Here is a 17,855-nt window from a genome sequence, read left to right as displayed (position 1 = left end):
TGAAAGCCTTGGGAACGGGGGAAGGGGCCCCTCCCCCCTGTCATTCCTTTACCAGCCGCCCATACGCCGCACCGTACAGGACGACGCAGGCGAAGCAGCACAGCGGCAGGGCAAACGCCGCCGCGGTGTGCGTGTAGTCCGCGATCAGCCCCATGCAATACGGCATGATCGCCCCGCCCACGATGGCCATGATCATGTACGAGCCGCCGCGCTTCTTGCGGGTTCCGAGGTTCTTGGTCCCCATCGCGAAAATGGTCGGGAACATGATGGAAATGAAGAAGAACACCGCGATGAGCGCGATGACCGACACGTATTCGACGGCCATGAACACCACCCCCGTCAGGATCACGCATACGGAGCCGTACGCCGCAAGCAGTTTTGCGGGCGCGATTTTGGTCATGATGCCCGTGCTCACGAAACGGCCTATCAACAGGCAGAGCATGGCGCTGGACAGGAAAAACGCGCCTTGCTGCGCCGTGCCGCCGGGCCAGCATTCGATGTACAGGTTGATGAAGAACGCCCCGATCCCGACCTGCGCCGCCACATAGAGGAACTGCGCCGCCACCCCGGCGACGAACTCCCTATGGGCCAGCAGGGAATGTTTCGTCATGGCGGCCTCATCCGCCTCCTCACTGCTCCGCAAATCGGGCAGTTGGGCCTTGGCGAACAAAATGGCCAGCAGGATCACCACGCAGGCGATGCCCACATAGGTCATCCTGACGGCATCAAGCCCGCCTCCGCCGCCGGCCCCGTCGCCGCCGAAGAACAGCAGGCCCCCGATCAGCGGCCCGGTGAACTGCCCAAGCCCGTTGAAGGACTGGGAGAGGTTCAGGCGGGTTTCGGCGGTTTCCGTGGAACCCAGCGCCGAGGAATAGGAATTGGCCGCCGTTTCCAGACATCCGAGCCCAAGCGCGATGACGAACAGGGCGAACAGGAAGAACGCGAAGCTTGCGGCGCCCGCCGCCGGGACAAACAGCAGGGCCCCGATCGCGTACAGGCTCAGGCCGCACAGGATGCCCGCCTTGTAGCCTTTCCATTCCATGAACAGCCCGGCGGGGATCGCCACGACGAAATAGGCCCCGAAATACGCGGCCTGAATGAGCCCGGACTGGGCCTTGGACACGTTGAGCGTCATCTGGAACTGCTTGTTCAGCACGTCGATGAGCCCGTAGGACAGGCCCCACATGAAGAACAGCGTGGTGACGAGGACAAACGCCTTGCGGTATTGCGGGCTGGTTATCTGGCTCACGGCGAACCTCCCTCAGCGGGCCGTCAAAGTGCGGTCAAGGTGCGTGTAGCCGCCGTCCACCACAACCCACTGGCCCGTGGTGTGCGACGACAGCGGCGAAAGCAGGAACACCGCCATGTCCGCCAGTTCCTCCACCGTAGTCATCCGGCGCCCCAAGGGGATGTTGCGGACGATGGTTTCCAGCTTTTCCGCCGGGCGGGGGAATGTATTCACCCACCGTTCATAGAGCGGGGTCCAGACCTCGGCGGGGACCACGGCGTTCACCCGGATGCCGTCCTTGAGATAGGATGCGGCCCATTCGCGCGTCAGGGACAAAATGGCCCCCTTGGCGGCGGTGTAGCCGCTGGTTCCGCCCTGCCCCGTGAGCGCGGTCTTGGAGCTGACGTTGAGGATGCTCCCCTTGCTCTTTTTCAATTCCCCGATACAGTAGTGCGCCATCGTGTAGTAATGGACGAGGTTGCGCTCAAGCGAAACCCGGAACGCCTCCACCCCGGTTTCGAGGCTGACGCTGTCGTTGCCCCCGGCGCAATTGATCAGGCCGTCGATGCGCCCGTACATGGATACGGCTTCCTGAACGGCATCGGCGCAGGCCTGCCCGTCGGTCAATTCGGTTTGGATGAAATGCATGAGCGGCTGGAGCACCAGCACTTCGGCCCGGAACCCCTTTTGCAGCGGGCTGCGCCCCAGAATCACCGGAATCGCGCCCTCACGGGCCAGCGCAGCGGATATGCCGCCGCCAATGCCGGAACCGCCGCCGGTCACGAGATACACTTTGTCCTTTATCCGCAAATCCATGACATGCTCCTGCGTTTAGAGGTTGCCGACGCCGTATACGCGGCAGGCGTTGCCGCCCCATACGGCATCACGCTCCGACTCGGAGAGGGACGCCGTGGCCTTCCCAACCAGCCCGCACACCTGATCGTACGTTCCGGACAGCAGGCAAACGGGCCAGTCCGAACCGAACAGCAGGCGGGAGGGCCCGAAACATTCCAGAGCCGCGTCAAGGTAGGGGAGCAAATCCCGCTCGTCCCAGCCGTGCCAATGGGCTTCGGTGATCAGCCCGGACAGCTTGCAGCTCACATGCTCCAGCGCCGCGAGCGGGGCAATGCATTTGGCCCACTCCGCCGCGCCCTCATGCCGGACGTCCGGCTTGCCGAGGTGATCCAACACGAGCGGCCCCAGATCGTGCCTCCCGCAGAAGGCAATGGCGGCGGGCAGGTCTTTCGCGCGGATCAAAACCTCATAGAGCTTGCCCGCCCGTTGGAGCGTTTCCACGCCGCGGTTGAACCGCCCATCTTCCAGAAACGCCGAAGGGGACGGCTCATCCTGCACCTGATGGCGGTACCCCTTGAGCACGGCGGACGAGGCCCGCGCCTCAAGCCGGGCTTCCAGATCATCCGCCCGCAGATCGATCCAGCCCACAACCGCCAGAATCCACGGATTCGACGCCGCCAGCCCAAGCAAAAAGTCCGTTTCCGCCTCCGAAGCCCGTGCCTGAACCGCTACCGAACCGCCGATATGCCGGATGTCCAACTCAAACCGCAGCTCGGCGGGCAGGAAGTCCCGTTTCAGGACATCCATATCACCGCCGATCCAGCCGTATGAGGCCGGATCGAACCGCCAGAAATGCTGATGCGCGTCCACGCGCCATACCGTATCCATCGTCTTCCTCCTTCACAGGCCCCGGCGAAACAGCCTTGTATGGGCTACTGCCGCTCCATGCGGCGGCCCCGCCAACGGCAACGGCCCCCAAACGGCCTCAAAGAAGAGGGGGGATTTTTCGGACAGGGGGCCCGTGTGGAGGCGCCGTCCTTCGGAAGGCATCTCTTCCCCCCAGCCTTTCCGCCCGCTACAGCGACACATCACGCTTCCAAAACAGGAAATCATGCTGCCCAAGCCGATCGGCCTTGGTGGAGTACCGCCCGCTAGCGGTATCGAGCACCTTTTCAAGCAGGCGGTCGGCGGCAACCGTAATGGGTTCCCCGTCAATGATCGGGCCGCAGTCGAAATCGATCAGGTCGCTGAGCCGTTCCGCCACCGCCGTATTGGTCGCCACCTTGATCACGGGCACGATGGGGTTCCCGGTAGGCGTCCCCAAGCCGGTGGAGAACAGCACCACGTTTACGCCCGCAGCCACGAGCCCGGTCACGGCTTCCACATCGTTGCCCGGCGTACAGACGAGGGACAGCCCGGCGTCCGGCATGGGCTCCGCGTAATCGAGCACGGCGCTGATCGGGGCCTTGCCGCCCTTCTTCGCCGCGCCAGCCGATTTGATGGCATCGGTGATCAGCCCGTCGCGGATGTTGCCGGGGCTGGGGTTGTCGGAGATGGAGGCCCCGCAAGCGTTGGCGGCGGCCTCATAGCGGCGCATCAGCTCAAGGAAGCGAACCTTGTCTTCCTTGCGGATGCAGCGGGAAATCATGTTGGCCTCCACGCCGCACAGTTCGGGGAATTCCGCCAGCGCCGACCCGCCGCCGAGCGTCACCACGCGATCCGAAACTTCCCCGATGACAGGGTTGGCCGAAATGCCGGAAAAGCCGTCCGAACCGCCGCACTTCACCCCAAGCTTGAGGTGCGAGAGCGGCACGGGGCGGCGCTCCGCCAGATCGGCGTTCCTGAAATGCGCCAGCGTCTTGCGGACGGCCTCTTCCATCATCTTGGCTTCGCTGGCCCAGTCCTGCTGCCGCAACAGGATGCAGGGCTTGTCGAAACCAAGGTTCCGTTCCCGCAGCGCCTCCTGGAACAGCCCGATCTGCGCCTTCTCGCAGCCAAGGCTGAATACGGTAAGCCCCGCCACGTTGGGGTGATCCGCATAAGCGGCCAGCACCCGGCACAGCGCCCACGCGTCCTGAGCCGTGCCGCCGCACCCGCCGTTATGGGTGATGGCCCGGATGCCGTCGATGTGCGGGAAAGGCCGGGGAGCGGGCGCGCAGCCCGTGCCGCCCACCAGCGACCGCGCGAAGTCCGCCAGATGATCCCCCGCGTACCCAAGCGTCCGTTCCAGCGCGTCGCGCAGCTTCAGGGCATTGCGGTTCTCACAGAACACCAGCGGGATGATGAGCCAATAGTTGGCGGTCCCCACGCGCCCGTCGGGGCGGATCACGCCGTCGAACGTGCGGTCCGCCCAGCGGGAGACGTCCGGGGCCTTCCATATGTACGGGACGGCATCGCTCAGATCGACTTCCGCCGCGTAGTGAACCACGTTGTCCACGGTGATGCGTTCTCCGGGCTGGAGCGGGGCGACGGCCTTGCCCACGGGCACGCCGTACAGGATAACGATGCCTCCCACAGGCACGGGGACGCGGGTGAACTTGTGTTTGGCGGGGACATCCGTGACCAACTGGATGCGTTGCCCGTCGTTTTCAACGATGTCGCCTTGGGCCAGATCGCGCAGGGCCACGATCAGATTGTCTTTCGGATCGATACGGAGGATTTTCTGCATAGCCGAATCCTTTGGGCGGGAGCCCCGCCCGGCATGGCCCACGGAAGCCCCGCGCGGCGCGCACAAAAAAAGGAAAGCCGAACGGCATGTCCGACTTTCCTTTTATAATTTGTTGAAATAAAAGATAAATGATTATATGAACGCGCTAACGCGCCGCATACTGAGAAACATGCCCGCGCCGAAGGGACGCAAACCGGACGCCTCTCTTGGGGGGAAAAATGCGGGGCAAGGTTTTACAGGGAACAGCTCCCGCCGCGCGTGGTGAAGATGGACAGGGGCCTTTCCGTATAGATGCGGAAGCTGCCCGTGGGATCACAGTCGATGAACACCGAGCCCACCTGATCCATCAGCGCCTTTTCCATGCAAAAATGAAATTCCCCGACATCCTCGGTCACGTCGCCTTCTTCCGGCTCATCCAGAGCCAGTTCAAAGTTGGTGCTGTGTCAGCCGCTGGAACCTTTTTCGATGCGGATCGTGCGAGCCGCGTTACGCCCCCGGAACGTCCGCAGATCGTCGAGGACAGAATCGGATAATGTGATCATAATATTGCCTCACTGTTGGATTGATGCCGGAACGCCCCGCCGGGGCCCTTCCGGTTTCGCCGTCAGCATATACGGAATGCGGCCCGTTGGAAAGAAGCGGAGTACAGGTGGCGATACGGCTATTATACGACGTTGGCGGGCATGGCCTGGCCCGCCATCTTCCCCTGGATTGCCCTCAAGAGGAAAGGATGGTTCCGGTAGGCACTGTCATCGTATGTGGTTGCTTCATCTCCACAGCTCGGTAAAAATACGGCCTTTCTCCCCAGCTTTCCATTGGCGGAATCCCTAGCTGAGGCATTTTTCCGGTCATCCCTTTGGAACTTCAAGGAAAAAAACATCAGCCATTTTCTATGGCACAGCCTTCCGGTAAGCCCCGCTGTGAAGCCCGCCCTTGCAAAAGCCCCGCCTGACGCGGGATATTGCGGGCATCCCCGTGAAGTGGATTGGGGATAAACGCCGATCAAGGTGGTGCGGGATATTGCGGGCATTACCGTGAAGCAAAGGCCAACATCAGCGCAAGCCCCAGAAAGATACACCCGACAATGCGGTTCATAAGCATCTGCGCCCGTTCGGAACGGTTGAACCATACCGCCATCCTGCCCCCAAGCGCGGCAATGACCGTAAAGACGATGAGGCAGGCCAGCTCGTACAGGCCGCCGAGCGACAGGATCTGGAGCGTCGGGTGGCCGCGTTCCGGCTCCACGAACTGCGGCAGCACCGCAAGGCAGAACAGCGTCACCTTTGGGTTGGTGATGTTGGAGAGGAACCCACGCCGATAGAGCGTGCCGTATCCGGGGAACAGGGACTGTGTGAGGAAGGCCCGGAACACGCCGGATCGGAAGGACTGCCACGCAAGATACAGCAGATAGGCCGCACCGAGGAACTTCAGCGCCGTAAACGCGGCCTCCGAGGTCTGAAACAGGACGGCCACGCCGAGCGCGACGGCCAGCGTATGCCCAAGCAGCCCGGTCATAAGGCCAAGCGTCGTGAACACGCCCGCCCGCATCCCGTACAGCGAGGACTGGGTCAGCACAATGATGACGTCCGGCCCCGGCGTCATAGCCATCAGCAGCGATGCCACAAAAAACGCACACGTCGTTTCAAAAGAAAGCATACGACCTCCGCAGGCGTTGCTCTACCGGAAAGCCCGATGAGTTTCAATCAACGGGAAGGCACAGCGGAGGGCCCCATTTCCAAAATACGGCACAGGCGCGCCCGTCCGCTTTTTCCGAAGATCCTGTCAGAGCATATGCTTGTTTTATCTCAGTAATTACTGAAATTATATATCTTTATCCATTTTTCCACTGATGGGCTCTATGATTGGGGCATTTTATTGGGTTATTCCTTTGGCATTTCAAACAATAAAGCATCAACCGCTTCCGACTGCACAGCCTCTCCGAAACGCCCGCAACCCCCATGTGGCCCCACCCTGCCGCCGTATCCGGGGCCGCGGCTCATCCATCCCGACAGCCGGAGCGTTGCCGCCCCTCGGTTCGGAACCTTCCCAGCCGCCTACCTGCCCCGGCAGCCGGAGGCGCCGCCCATCAAAAAGCCTTGCTCAAAAGCGTCGGGAGGCACGGGCTTCCCAAACAGGAACCCCTGTATGAAATCAAGCCCCATCGGGCGTACGCGGTCAAATTCCTCCTCACGTTCGACCCCCTCCAGACAGACTTTGATGTTCACGTCATGGCAGAGCGCCACCACAAAATGGATGAATGTGGCATCGAATTGGCTGGTCAAAATGTCGCGGACAAACGTCCTGTCGATCTTGACCACATCCGCAGGGGAAGTCTTGAGCATGCCGAGCGAGGAATAACCCGTGCCGAAATCGTCCATCGCGATACGGATGCCAAGGCTGCGGATGCTCTCGAATACGGCCCGGATGCGGGTGTTTTCGCGGATCATGCAGCTTTCCGTAAACTCAACCATCACGTTTGCGGGAGACAAGCCCAGCCGTTTCAGCGTGTCGCTGATGAACGGAACCATGTTGTCCGTAGTCACCTGCAAGTATGAAAGGTTGACGCTGATTTTGAGATCGGGGCACAGCTTCGTCCATGCCTTGCACTGCGCTGCGGCCTCGCGGAACACCCACCTGCCGAAGGGAATGATGAGCCCGCTCTGCTCCAGCAGGGGGATAAACTCGCCGGGCGACACGGGGCCGTATTTGGCGCACTTCCAGCGGGCCAGCGCCTCAGCGCCCACCACACGCCGCGTATCCGCCGCGATCTGCGGCTGATAGACAAGCTCAAACCCTTCAAACTGCCGTTCGATGCTTTCGCGCAGCAATTCCACCAGCTCCAGAGAGCGCATTTCCTGTTCGAGGATGGCGCGGCTGAAAAAAACGATCTGATTCCTACCGAGCTTTTTGGCGTGCTTCAACGAGTGGCTGGCGTACTTGGACAAGTCCGTATAGCAGGAGGCGTCTTCGGGATAGCTCGCGCTGCCCGCCGAGATGGTGCAATAATATTTCTTGCCGTCGTATTCCTGCTGTGAGCGGAAACTCTCCGAAAGGGAGCGGAACAACTCCGTCATTTCAGAACGTTCCCCACTCATCATGATCCCGAACTCGTCGCCGTCCAGACGATATACGGAGGCCGAAAGCGGGAGCATCCCCTGAATCCGCTGGCCGATCACGCGCAGGATCTCGTCCCCGAAGCCCTTGCCGTACAACTCGTTGACGTGCTTGAAGCCGTCCAGGCCAAGGACGAGCAGGTGCAGGGGGTGTTCGGGCCGCTTCTCCAGCATGAACTCGATGTCTTCTTCAAATTTCAGCTTGTTGAACAGCCCGGTCACATGATCGATTTTGTTCTTCTGGCCCAGATTGGTGATGAACCCGGCGAACAGGCCCGGCCCGCCGTCCTCGTCGCGTTCCAAATACCCCCGGCAGCGAACCCAGATCCACTCGCCCTTGCGGTTTTTCGCCCGGTATTCGACGCAATGGAAATCGGAACGCCCGTCGGCGATGACCTGATTGGCCTCCATAAAGGCGGCCTTGTCGTCCGGGTGCACCTTGCTCCCCCAAACGGCGGCGGCATTTTCCACAATGGACTGCGGAAGGTCGAACTCTTCCACCATAGAAGGCGAATAACGGAATATCCCCGTCTTCATGTTGGAAACAAAGACATAGGAATCGGTGCTTTTCGCCAGCGCGTTGTATAAGCGCAGCGAATCGTACTCGAGGGCTTCGGGAGGGATCTCCCCGCCCGCCTGCTTCTCCTGGAGCTGCCGTTCCGCCCTGCGGATATGGGCGCGCTTCTTTTGCTCATACATGCTTTCATCAGCTTTCGAGAGCACCTCGGCCACCGTCATCCCACACCCCGGCATCACCTTGAAGCAGCCGAAACTGAACTCCAGCGAATAGGGAAGGCGGAACTGCTTCCTCCATGCCTCCAGCCGTTCCAGCACGCCCGCCACCAGCCCGTCCACAGCGTGGCGGTTGGTGTTGTGGAGCACGACGACAAACTCGTCCCCGCTGAGCCGGAAGCACAAGTCCGGCGCGTGCAAGCTCCGCCGCATCTCCTGCGCGATGGTGCGCAGTGCGCGGTCACCTTCCGTATGACCGTACAGGTCGTTGATTTCCTTGAGCCTGTCCAAATCAAACATGCCCACAATCAAGGAACCCTCTTCCTTGTCGAGACGCACCAGCGCATCGGCAAGCGCGGCCTTCCCCGCCCTGCGGTTCAAAAGCCCGGTCAGCTCGTCATAGTTCGCCGCCTGATGCAGGCGGAGGGAATCCGTAATATCCACAGACTGCTGCAAATGCACGAGGGAACCGTCCGTCCAGCGCATCAGGCTGTCGCTGTTGTCATAGATCCGCCCCGTCAGCGTGTTCCGTTCCTCCCAGCGGAGAACCTGATCCTGCCCCGCGTCGGCCATGAGCCTGTCCACAGGGCAGAACGGGCAGCGCCCGTTCATTCCGGACTGCAACACCTTCCAGCAGGTATCCCCTTCGGGATGTTCCAGATTGAAGCCGTCCTTCATGAACTTGTTCATGTACAGGATGGTGTCCGTGCGGGGATCGGTGACATACAGGCCGACTTTCACCTGATCCATCGCCGCATTGAGGACGCCGATGTGGAACGATTGCTGCTCGCAATGCGCCTGCCCCGCAAAGAAAACCCCGATCATGGCGCACACGAGCCGCAAGAAATCCCGCTCCTGTTCCGACCACCCCGCTTTCTCGGAATCCCTGCCGACAAACAGCACGCCGAGCGGCCCGCCGTCGCAAACGATGGGCAGCACCAACGCGTTGAGCCTCGCCGCCGTTTCCCCCGGAAACAATGCGGCAAGCACCTCCTCTGAAGAAGCCTCAAGCGCTTTGGTCAAGTCCGTTCCGTCCAAGGCACAGAACAGCAGCTCTTCGGGCAGGTGCGGCGTCCCGCTCCAGCACGCCGTCTCGCACACGCCCTTTTTCCCTTCCGTGCGGGCAATCGCCAGCGCATCCAAGGGCACAATGCCGCCGAGCGCCTGAACCAAAAAGGGCAACGCATCCTGAAGGGGTTTGCCGTACTGGAAAAAGGGCTTAGCACCCTCCAGAAATGTGAACACGGCTGTGCACAGGTGTTCCATGCTCTCTACCTTCGCTGTCTTCTCGACGCGGCAATCCCTCTCCTAAGAATAGGCGTACTCATCCGAGCAGACTGCTCCGCGCTGATATTGATTCCTTATTCTGTTGTTCTACGTATTCCAAAACCAGTAGTCCAGACGAAAAATATTGGCTGTGTCATAGAAAACGGCTGATGCTTTATTTCCTTGAAGTTCCAAAGAAATAACCAATAGAATCCCCCAATTACAGAGCCGCCTGCGGAAATTTTGGATAAAAAGCATATATTTTCAGTGTATTGCCGAAACAAAACAGCCATGTACCGTGACAGAGCCCAAATATTCCGCTGCGGCGTGACGCAGCAGCCGTACAACCATCTTGCGGATACCGTCCGCATACGGCCCCCCTCTCTTGCAACGTGTCTTTCCAAGAACGTGTTGCCCGGAAAACCGTTACGGACAATAGCCTTAGATGCAGAGGCATGGAAACGGCCCGAATCAAATCACTATGCTAACTCAATAACTATCTGTTCTTATAAAGTAAGATGTTATGCCACACAGACGCATCAAAGTGCATGGGAAAAATCATGACGGGTATTTTCCCATTTTAAAAAGGCTGCGTTATAGAAAGTAATTGATGCTTTTTTTCCTTGAAACTCCAAAGGAATGACCGGAAAAATGCCCCAGCCGTGGCTCCCGCCAAGGGAAAAACTGGAAAAAAGGCCATATTTTCACCGTACTGTGGATATGAAACAACCACATACCATACCAGATCCCTTAAAAAATGGGATGATACGCATTCTATAATAGAAATACATTATTTGTGTATGGAATGTATACCCTATAAAAATGTCGACATACCATATTCTACGCAATACTGCCGCCGTATCCTAACAAACAAATAGACTCTGTTTAAGTTTACGGTTGATAAATAAGTACGCTCCATTAACCGCCGGAGGCGCGAGCGTCAGCGAGCTTTGAGGACGTCCCCCGCCGCATGGCAATGCGGCATGAAGGGGCGAGGAGCGGCCAAATGCCTCGCGAAGCACGGTCGAGAGCGGCGAAGCCGTACGAACGAAGCGCCGTCAGCCGTTGTCGGAGGGTGCCTTTCACCGCGCTGGAAGTGCGGCCGTCTCCACGGCAGCGAATGTTCCGCAACGAATGTTCCGCTGAAACAGGGGCATATGAACGACCTCTGATTGCCGTATCAGCCGGAAACTTTAACACAGTCAACAAATATCCTTCTGTGAATCGGCACCTATTGTTCCGCATAAAAAATAGGCTGTGTTAGAGAAAATGGTTGATGCTTTTTTCCTTGAAGGTCCACAGGGATAACCGGCAAAATGCCTTAGCCGTGGATCCCGCCAAGGGGAAAACCGGAGAAAAAGGCTGTATTTTCACCACACGGTGGAGATGAAACAACCACAAGCTATAACAGAGCCAAAAAATACAGACCTACTGCGGATATGTTTATTCTTTTGGCCCTGTCATGGGATGTGGCCGCTTCATATCCACAGTATGGTAAAAATACAGGATTTTTCTCTAATTTTCCGTTGATGGGCTCCACAATTGTGGCACTTTATCGTTTATTACCTTGGAATTTCAAGGAGTAAAGCATCATCCCGTTCCTGCGGAACAGCCGTCCTTCTTTATTTTTATTAGGAAAATCCGATGGTTTTGCAATAAAATACTATCCAACGCATCGTTTTCGCAGCCTTTCAACATACCAAATGATAAAAATTTTCTGTTTTCAACATATCAGAAAGCGTTTCCTTGGGAATCCGTCTGTAAGCGAACCGCATTCTGTATGATTCGATGAGAACGTACCTTCTTCCCGTGAGAACGGCGGCCCAACATCTCATTGACAATCATTCCTAATGAGATTATCGGTTGCGCCAAACGGTACAAAGCTGAACAGCCACAAGGACACGGGATACGAGATATGTACGCCAACCAAAGAAACAGCCTCTCACCCACATGGCATATGCTGCTCATGGGTCTGATGAGTGTTATCCTGTTCTTTGGCGGGATGCTTACGTCCAATACCCACCCCGTGCCCATCATCGACAACCTCCCCAACGAGGGGTTGCTGCGCCCCACGTCATTGCTGCCGTGGGAGTCCATCGAGCTGTCCGAAACGCGTTTCTTGTTCCGCCACGAGGAAATGCAGGAGGTCAAGAGCCCGCCGCGCCCGAACCAGCCCACACCGCGCAACCTTCTGGCGCGCCACCGTGGCCTCCAGACATTTACGGCGGCTTCGCCCACCCCCACCTTTGCCGAACGGATTCGCGCTGACCATGAGAAGGCTTTCCTCCCCTATACGGGATGGGACGGCCCCGTCTCTTTCGCCCTGCCTCCTCCCCTGAGCGTCTGACCGCGGCGCGACGCCTTCCGGCTACTCGTCCCTCCGTTCCCTGCTGACAAACGGGCTCCTTTGAAAAGGCGTTCCTGTCTCCTGTGCCTCAAGAAAGGTATCAGGCCCGGTGAAGCAGCAGTCGGCCCCGTGGATCATACTGCCAGTGCGTCCGACGCCACGCCGCATAAGTGCGCCCTCCTCAACTGTTTGTTCCAACAAACAGTTTTAGGGCACGGATAGCGATGAAGGAGCTTTTCCTACAACAACTTCAGCCCATTGACGCGGGCAAGCGGCCCGCGCAAGGCATCCTGACGGATGCAACAGGGGATAACCGTTTCCCTTGAATTCATATATGAGGATTGCCCCTTGAACGGTGCCGGAAGGCACGCGCGAGGGGTTAGAGGATACGATCGCGGCGGAAGCCCGATCGCCATATGTGCCACCTTCACCAACAGAGGTTTCGTATGAACGCTCTTACGGTGGTTTTTGCAGCCTTGTGTATTTTTGCGATAGGGTATCGTTTTTACGGCCTGTTCATTGCAAACAAGGTGCTGAACCTGAATGACGCCCGTGTGACGCCGGCCGTCAAATACGCCGACGGCCACGACTATGTGGATACCAACAAATACGTGCTCTTCGGGCACCATTTCGCCGCCATCGCCGCCGCCGGCCCCCTGCTTGGGCCCGTGCTGGCCGCCCAGTTCGGCTACATGCCCGGCCTGCTCTGGATTCTCATCGGCTGCGTGCTTGCGGGCGGCGTGCACGATATGGTCGTGCTGTTCGCCTCGGTGCGGCACCGGGGTCAGAGCCTCGCCTACATCGCCTCGCAGGAAATCGACAAGACGACGGGATCCATAGCGGCGTGGGCCGTGCTCGCCATCCTCCTGCTGACGCTGGCAGGCCTGTCCATCGCCGTGGTCAACGCCATGCACAACAGCCTGTGGTCCACCTACACCGTGGCCGCGACCATCCCGATCGCCATCATCATGGGCCTGTACATGCAGATCTGGCGCAAGGGCGATGTGCTCGGCGCGTCCATCATCGGTGTGGTTCTGCTTGCCCTGTGCATCCTGACCGGGCCCTATGTCGCCGCCCATCCTGAAACCTTCGGCTGGCTCGACATCGACAAGAAGCCCATGTCCATCCTGATCCCGGTGTACGGCTTCGCCGCGTCGGTGCTGCCCGTGTGGATGCTGCTCCTGCCGCGCGACTACCTGTCCACCTTCCTGAAGATCGGCACCATCGGCGCGCTGGCCCTCGGCATCATGTTCGTCATGCCCGACTTCAACATGCCTGCGTTCACCGAATTCACCAAGGGCGGCGGCCCCATCGTCGGCGGCCCGGTGATCCCGTTCATCTTCATCACCATCGCCTGCGGCGCGCTCTCCGGCTTCCACGCCACCATCGGCACGGGCACCACGCCCAAGATGATCGGCAAGGAACGCGACGTGCTGTTCGTCGGTTACGGCGCCATGCTTGTTGAAGGCTTCGTGGCGATCATGGCCCTGATCGCCGCCTGCGTGCTCGTGCCCGCCGACTACTTCGCCATCAACGCCCCGGCCGACAAGTTCGCGGCGCTCGGCATGTCCGTCGTCGACCTGCCCACGCTGGAAAAGGAAGTGGCCGAAAACCTGATGCACCGCCCCGGCGGTTCCGTGTCCCTCGCCGTGGGCATGGCCCACATCTTCGGCCAGATCCCGTGGATGTCCCACCTCATGAGCTACTGGTACCACTTCGCCATCATGTTTGAAGCGGTATTCATCCTCACCGCCGTGGACGCCGGCACCCGCGTCGGCCGTTTCTTCCTTCAGGAAATGATCGGCAAGGTCATCCCCAAGTTCGGCGACAAGAACTGGTGGCCCGGCATTTTCGTGACCAGCTTCCTGTTCACGGGCGCGTGGGGCTACCTTGTCTACACCGGCGACATTTCCAGCATCTGGCCCCTGTTCGGCATCAGCAACCAGCTCCTTGCCTCGGTCACGCTGCTCATCGGCACGACCATGCTGCTGCGCATGAACAAAACCAAGTATGCGTGGATCACCGCCGCCCCCGGCATCTTCATGACCATCATCACCTTCTGGGCGGGCATCTGGCTGATCCTGTACCAGTACATCCCCACCCAGAAGTACCTGCTCGCCTCGCTGAGCGTGCTGGTCATGATCATGATGGGCTTCGTCATCATCGGCACGCTGCGCCGTTGGTCAGTCCTGCTGAAGGAAACCAAGACCGTACGTGACCCCTATGGCGATGAAGTGAAGGAAATCGTACAGGAATAAAGAGAAAGCCGAAGAAGGAGCCCGCCTAAAGGGCCGGTTCCTTCCTTCCCTCCAAAGCGGTTAGGGGACGGGGCGACCATGCGGCATGTACTATGATGCCGTGCGGAAAGCCCCAAAAACAAAATCCCTCGTGGCGTTCCCGTCACGAGGGATTTTTGCATAAGGCTCTGTCATAGCATGTGCTCGTTTCATCTCAACAGCACTGTCAACATACAGCTTTTTCCGGTTTTCCCCTTGGCGGAACCTATGGCCAAGGCATTTTACCGATTAGTCCTTTGGAATTTCAAAGAAAAAAGCATCAGCCATTTTCTCCGGCACAGCCTTGCATAATACCCTGTCATAGCATTTGATTGATGCAATGTTACGCCGATTGACTTCATTGCCTTTTTCAAAGGGATTTGCTGGCGGGCCCGCCGATGAAAAGCCCCCCTCAAAATCTGCCTTGAATTGCATGAAATAGAAGGCTCTGTTATAGTTGTGGTTGTTTTATCTCCGCAATACGGTGAAAAATACAGCCTTTTTATCCGGTTTTCCCCTTGGCGGGATCCACGGCTAAGGCACTTTTCCGGTTATCCCTGTGGAACTTCAAGGAAAAAAGCATCAACCGTTTTCTATAACACAGCCAAATAGAATATCAATCTTTTGCCATAGGCTCTGTTCGTACTATGTGGTTGCTGCAACTTCACAACACGATGAAAATACAGGTTTTTCTTCCAGTTTTCCCTTTGGCGGAATTTATGGCCAAGGTATTTTGCTGGTGATTCCTTTGGAGTTTCAAGGAAAAAAACATCAGCCCTTTTCTCCGGCACAGCCTTGCCATAAAAGCCTCGCATAGCCGGTACGGATTCGTGGGGAACCTTCCCCGCGAACCAGCCTGCCGAGGCGCTGTAATCCGAAAACGGCAAGCTATTCCTTCATATTGGTCATATACCTGTTCCACAGGCGGACAGCCGCGGTCTTGGACACCGACCACTGGGTCGGGGCCTTTTCGCAGGGGCATTCCACACGCCACAAATCCGCTATCCGGCCTTCGGGCCTGCACGAAACCAAACGGGGTTTTTCGTTTTTGCAGTGGGAACAGGGAAGCATTTCCAAAAGTTCGTCTTGTTCAACCATAAAAGCGGCTCCTCATCAGACCTTTCTTCCGTCCGAGAGTGCCCGGAAAAGAAGAAGCAATAACCGCCCTTAAAATAGCTATGAACGGAATGCCTGTCCAGAGAAGGACGGCATACGCGGAAAGGCGCCTGCAACATTTCCGCTGCGGGCGCCCCATTCCGCGGACGAGGGATCCGGCCGGGGATATGACTGTTGAATGGGTCAGTGCAGCATCTTCTTGAGTGCGGCGGCGGCCTGAGCCACGGCAGCGCGTGTCGGCGCCGTCTCTGCAAGGGCGTTCAACATCATGAAATCATGATGCGTGTTGTTGTAACGCACGCAGGCCACATGCACGCCGGCCTCGATCAGCCTGCGGGCGTAGGCTTCGCCTTCATCGCGCAGCACGTCGTTTTCCGCCGTGATGATCATAGCCGGGGGAAGCCCGGCGAGCTGTTCCGGCGTGGCCCTCAGCGGGCAGGCGGTGATCTCGCTGCGGCGGCGCGCATCCGGCGCATAGGCATCCCAGAACCACTTCATGGCTTCGCGGGTCAGCCAAGGGCCGTCGGCAAAATCATGGTACGATTCCGTATCAAAGTTGGCGTCCGTTACCGGATAAAGCAGAAGCTGAAACGCAATCTCCGGCCCTTTCCTTTCTTTGGCGAGCAGCGCCATCACCGTGGCCATGTTGCCGCCCACGCTGTCCCCCGCCACGGCGATACGGCCCGGATCCAAGCCGTAGGCGTCGGCATGTTCAACAACATGGAGCATGGCGGCATAAGCCTGTTCGAGCGGTACGGGATATTGGGCCTCAGGCGACGGCGTATAGTTCGGATAGACCACGGCGGCCCTGGCTCCCTTGGAAAGCTCGCGCACCAGCCGATCATGCGTGTCCTTGTCCCCCAGAATCCAGCCTCCTCCGTGGAAATAAAAGACTATCGGCAGCTTTCCGCCAGCCCCTTCGGGCCGGATGAACCGCGTCGGAACCTCGCCTGTTGGGCCCACGGGCAAGTCTTCGTCATGCATGTCCATAGCGAGCTTCCTGATCGGTTTGGCCTGTGCGTCCGCCAGAATCCTCCGGGCGGCTTGGGGCGGAAGGGTGTACAAGGGAGGGGTGTTTTCGGCGATGATGGCGTCGACAAATGCTTTTGTCGCCTGCGTCAGATGCGGCGAACGGGAAGATGCTGCGGGCATAAGAAACTCCTTGCAAGGAATGATGAAAAAGGCGTTGTCCAACCCTCCTCGCAAAAATAAAAGACATGCCATTCGGAGGGTTACGCACAGGGTAGTGCCCGGCGGCATAGACGGCAATGAGAAACGTGCTGTGAAGCGGAGCAAGGCTTCTTTTTCGCGAACAAGAGGGGATTTCAGGCGATACGGCTAAAATGCTGCCCGCAAAAGCATGGCTTCTTGCCTTTGGCAATACGTAACGGGCATATCCGTTCCGTACGGCATGTCAGTGGCGCCATTTGTTGCTTTGCATATTATTGATGAGGAAGCGCTCAATAAAAAGGAAGCCTCTATTCTTTATTCCGCCTTAATCCAATGAAAATACGGAGATGCTCGCAAAAAGAGTTTTTGAACAAGGCTGTGCCCTAGGTTGTATCGTTAATTATATATAATATATTGAAATTATTTAATTATTTTTTCCAAGTCACAAAAGATTGTTTTCAATAATTTCAAAAGGCTCCGTCATGGTATGCGGTTGTTTCATCCCACAGTGTGGTGAAAATACAGCCTTTTTCTCCGGTTTTCCCCTTGGCGGGAACCACGGCTAAGGCATTTTGCCGGTTATCCCTTTGGAGCTTTAAGGAAAAAGCATCAACCATTTTCTATGACACAGCCTTCGGAAAACACAGCACAGGCAATGCTCCCTCCGATGCCCCTTTTTCTTCAAATCACTTTCATTTTCTGTCATCAATCCATCTTGTTGCGCCTTACGGGTACCAAAAGCCGTATTTTTCATATACCTAAACGGGCTAAATCAGGAAAAACGGATATGGGACGCCATTCGATCTTTTATTCACAAAAATATTTTTCCATAACCACCAGCAGGATATAAAATATCCGCCTTCCTTTTCATGGAGTCCGCACGGCGTTTCAAAAAAATTTTCACTTTATCAATGATTATTGTCGAATGTATATAAAAAGACACCTCATTCCATTTATATGATTTGTTTGATGATCCATACTGTCATACCTCTTATGATGAAACGGAGTGACTGATTTTATACCTCTCAGAATGAGCGTATTGAAGCTCACAACCTCTGTATATGCCTGCCGAAAGCATTGACACTCTCTTGGGAAACGTGTTCTTTTGTTCCCATAAGAACAAGGTCCTTTGAGACACAGGCAT

Annotated in this window: 14 protein-coding genes; 3 read left to right on the top strand and 11 right to left on the bottom strand. The window is 57.6% G+C overall.

From position 1 onward, the window contains the following. Positions 1–40: 40 nt before the first annotated feature. From ACZM8Y_RS01225 to ACZM8Y_RS01195, 7 genes are all read right to left on the bottom strand, one after another. Entirely contained in the window at positions 41–1,249 is a 1,209-nt protein-coding gene (locus ACZM8Y_RS01225; protein WP_479858253.1) for an MFS transporter, read from the bottom strand. 12 nt (positions 1,250–1,261) lie between these two features. Beyond that, positions 1,262–2,044 (bottom strand): L-fucose dehydrogenase, encoded by a 783-nt coding sequence (locus tag ACZM8Y_RS01220; protein WP_482330473.1) that lies wholly within the window; start codon positions 2,042–2,044, stop codon positions 1,262–1,264. 15 nt (positions 2,045–2,059) lie between these two features. Next, the gene (locus tag ACZM8Y_RS01215) at positions 2,060–2,911 is read right to left on the bottom strand and encodes an amidohydrolase family protein (RefSeq protein ID WP_482330472.1); all 852 of its coding nucleotides are present in this window, start codon (positions 2,909–2,911) and stop codon (positions 2,060–2,062) included. 187 nt (positions 2,912–3,098) lie between these two features. Continuing rightward, on the bottom strand, positions 3,099–4,691 hold the full coding sequence (locus ACZM8Y_RS01210; RefSeq protein ID WP_482330471.1) for a UxaA family hydrolase: 1,593 nt from the start codon (positions 4,689–4,691) through the stop codon (positions 3,099–3,101). A 233-nt stretch (positions 4,692–4,924) separates the two neighbouring features. Then, positions 4,925–5,086 carry a hypothetical protein gene (locus tag ACZM8Y_RS01205; RefSeq protein ID WP_302553582.1) on the bottom strand — a complete coding sequence of 54 codons (162 nt, stop codon included), beginning with the start codon at positions 5,084–5,086 and terminating at the stop codon, positions 4,925–4,927. A 634-nt stretch (positions 5,087–5,720) separates the two neighbouring features. Next, positions 5,721–6,347 carry a LysE family translocator gene (locus ACZM8Y_RS01200; RefSeq protein WP_479858249.1) on the bottom strand — a complete coding sequence of 209 codons (627 nt, stop codon included), beginning with the start codon at positions 6,345–6,347 and terminating at the stop codon, positions 5,721–5,723. A gap of 398 nt (positions 6,348–6,745) precedes the next feature. Beyond that, positions 6,746–9,802, bottom strand: coding sequence for a diguanylate cyclase domain-containing protein (locus ACZM8Y_RS01195; RefSeq protein WP_482330470.1), 3,057 nt, complete (start codon positions 9,800–9,802; stop codon positions 6,746–6,748). 1,915 nt (positions 9,803–11,717) lie between these two features. Between ACZM8Y_RS01195 and ACZM8Y_RS01190 the strand changes: the two genes are divergently transcribed. Both ACZM8Y_RS01190 and ACZM8Y_RS01185 read left to right on the top strand, forming a co-directional pair. Continuing rightward, positions 11,718–12,149, top strand: a complete 432-nt coding sequence (locus ACZM8Y_RS01190; RefSeq protein ID WP_337430339.1) for a hypothetical protein — start codon at positions 11,718–11,720, stop codon at positions 12,147–12,149. Between the two features lie 446 nt (positions 12,150–12,595). Continuing rightward, a complete protein-coding gene (locus tag ACZM8Y_RS01185) occupies positions 12,596–14,407 on the top strand; it encodes a carbon starvation CstA family protein (protein WP_302554596.1) in 1,812 nt (603 codons plus the stop codon). Between the two features lie 267 nt (positions 14,408–14,674). Here the strand turns inward: ACZM8Y_RS01185 and ACZM8Y_RS01180 are convergent, their stop codons facing one another. Continuing rightward, positions 14,675–14,860: a hypothetical protein gene (locus tag ACZM8Y_RS01180; RefSeq protein ID WP_479858246.1), complete on the bottom strand. Its 186-nt coding sequence runs from the start codon at positions 14,858–14,860 to the stop codon at positions 14,675–14,677. A gap of 214 nt (positions 14,861–15,074) precedes the next feature. On the opposite strand from ACZM8Y_RS01180, the gene ACZM8Y_RS01175 reads away from it, so the two are divergent. Beyond that, a complete protein-coding gene (locus ACZM8Y_RS01175) occupies positions 15,075–15,242 on the top strand; it encodes a hypothetical protein (RefSeq protein ID WP_489501504.1) in 168 nt (55 codons plus the stop codon). Positions 15,243–15,313: 71 nt separating this feature from the next. Here the strand turns inward: ACZM8Y_RS01175 and ACZM8Y_RS01170 are convergent, their stop codons facing one another. The 3 genes from ACZM8Y_RS01170 to ACZM8Y_RS01160 all read right to left on the bottom strand — a co-directional run bounded on the left by ACZM8Y_RS01170 (position 15,314) and on the right by ACZM8Y_RS01160 (position 17,328). Further along, the gene (locus ACZM8Y_RS01170) at positions 15,314–15,523 is read right to left on the bottom strand and encodes a serine acetyltransferase (RefSeq protein ID WP_302554593.1); all 210 of its coding nucleotides are present in this window, start codon (positions 15,521–15,523) and stop codon (positions 15,314–15,316) included. Between the two features lie 201 nt (positions 15,524–15,724). Next, positions 15,725–16,693, bottom strand: a complete 969-nt coding sequence (locus ACZM8Y_RS01165) for an alpha/beta hydrolase (protein ID WP_482330469.1) — start codon at positions 16,691–16,693, stop codon at positions 15,725–15,727. 485 nt (positions 16,694–17,178) lie between these two features. Continuing rightward, positions 17,179–17,328, bottom strand: a complete 150-nt coding sequence (locus ACZM8Y_RS01160) for a hypothetical protein (protein WP_489501503.1) — start codon at positions 17,326–17,328, stop codon at positions 17,179–17,181. Positions 17,329–17,855: the final 527 nt, after the last annotated feature.

The sequence above is a fragment of the Bilophila sp. genome (assembly GCF_057864385.1).
The sequence above is the reverse complement of the archived record's forward strand: the minus strand, read 5'-3'. Positions and strand labels throughout refer to the sequence as shown.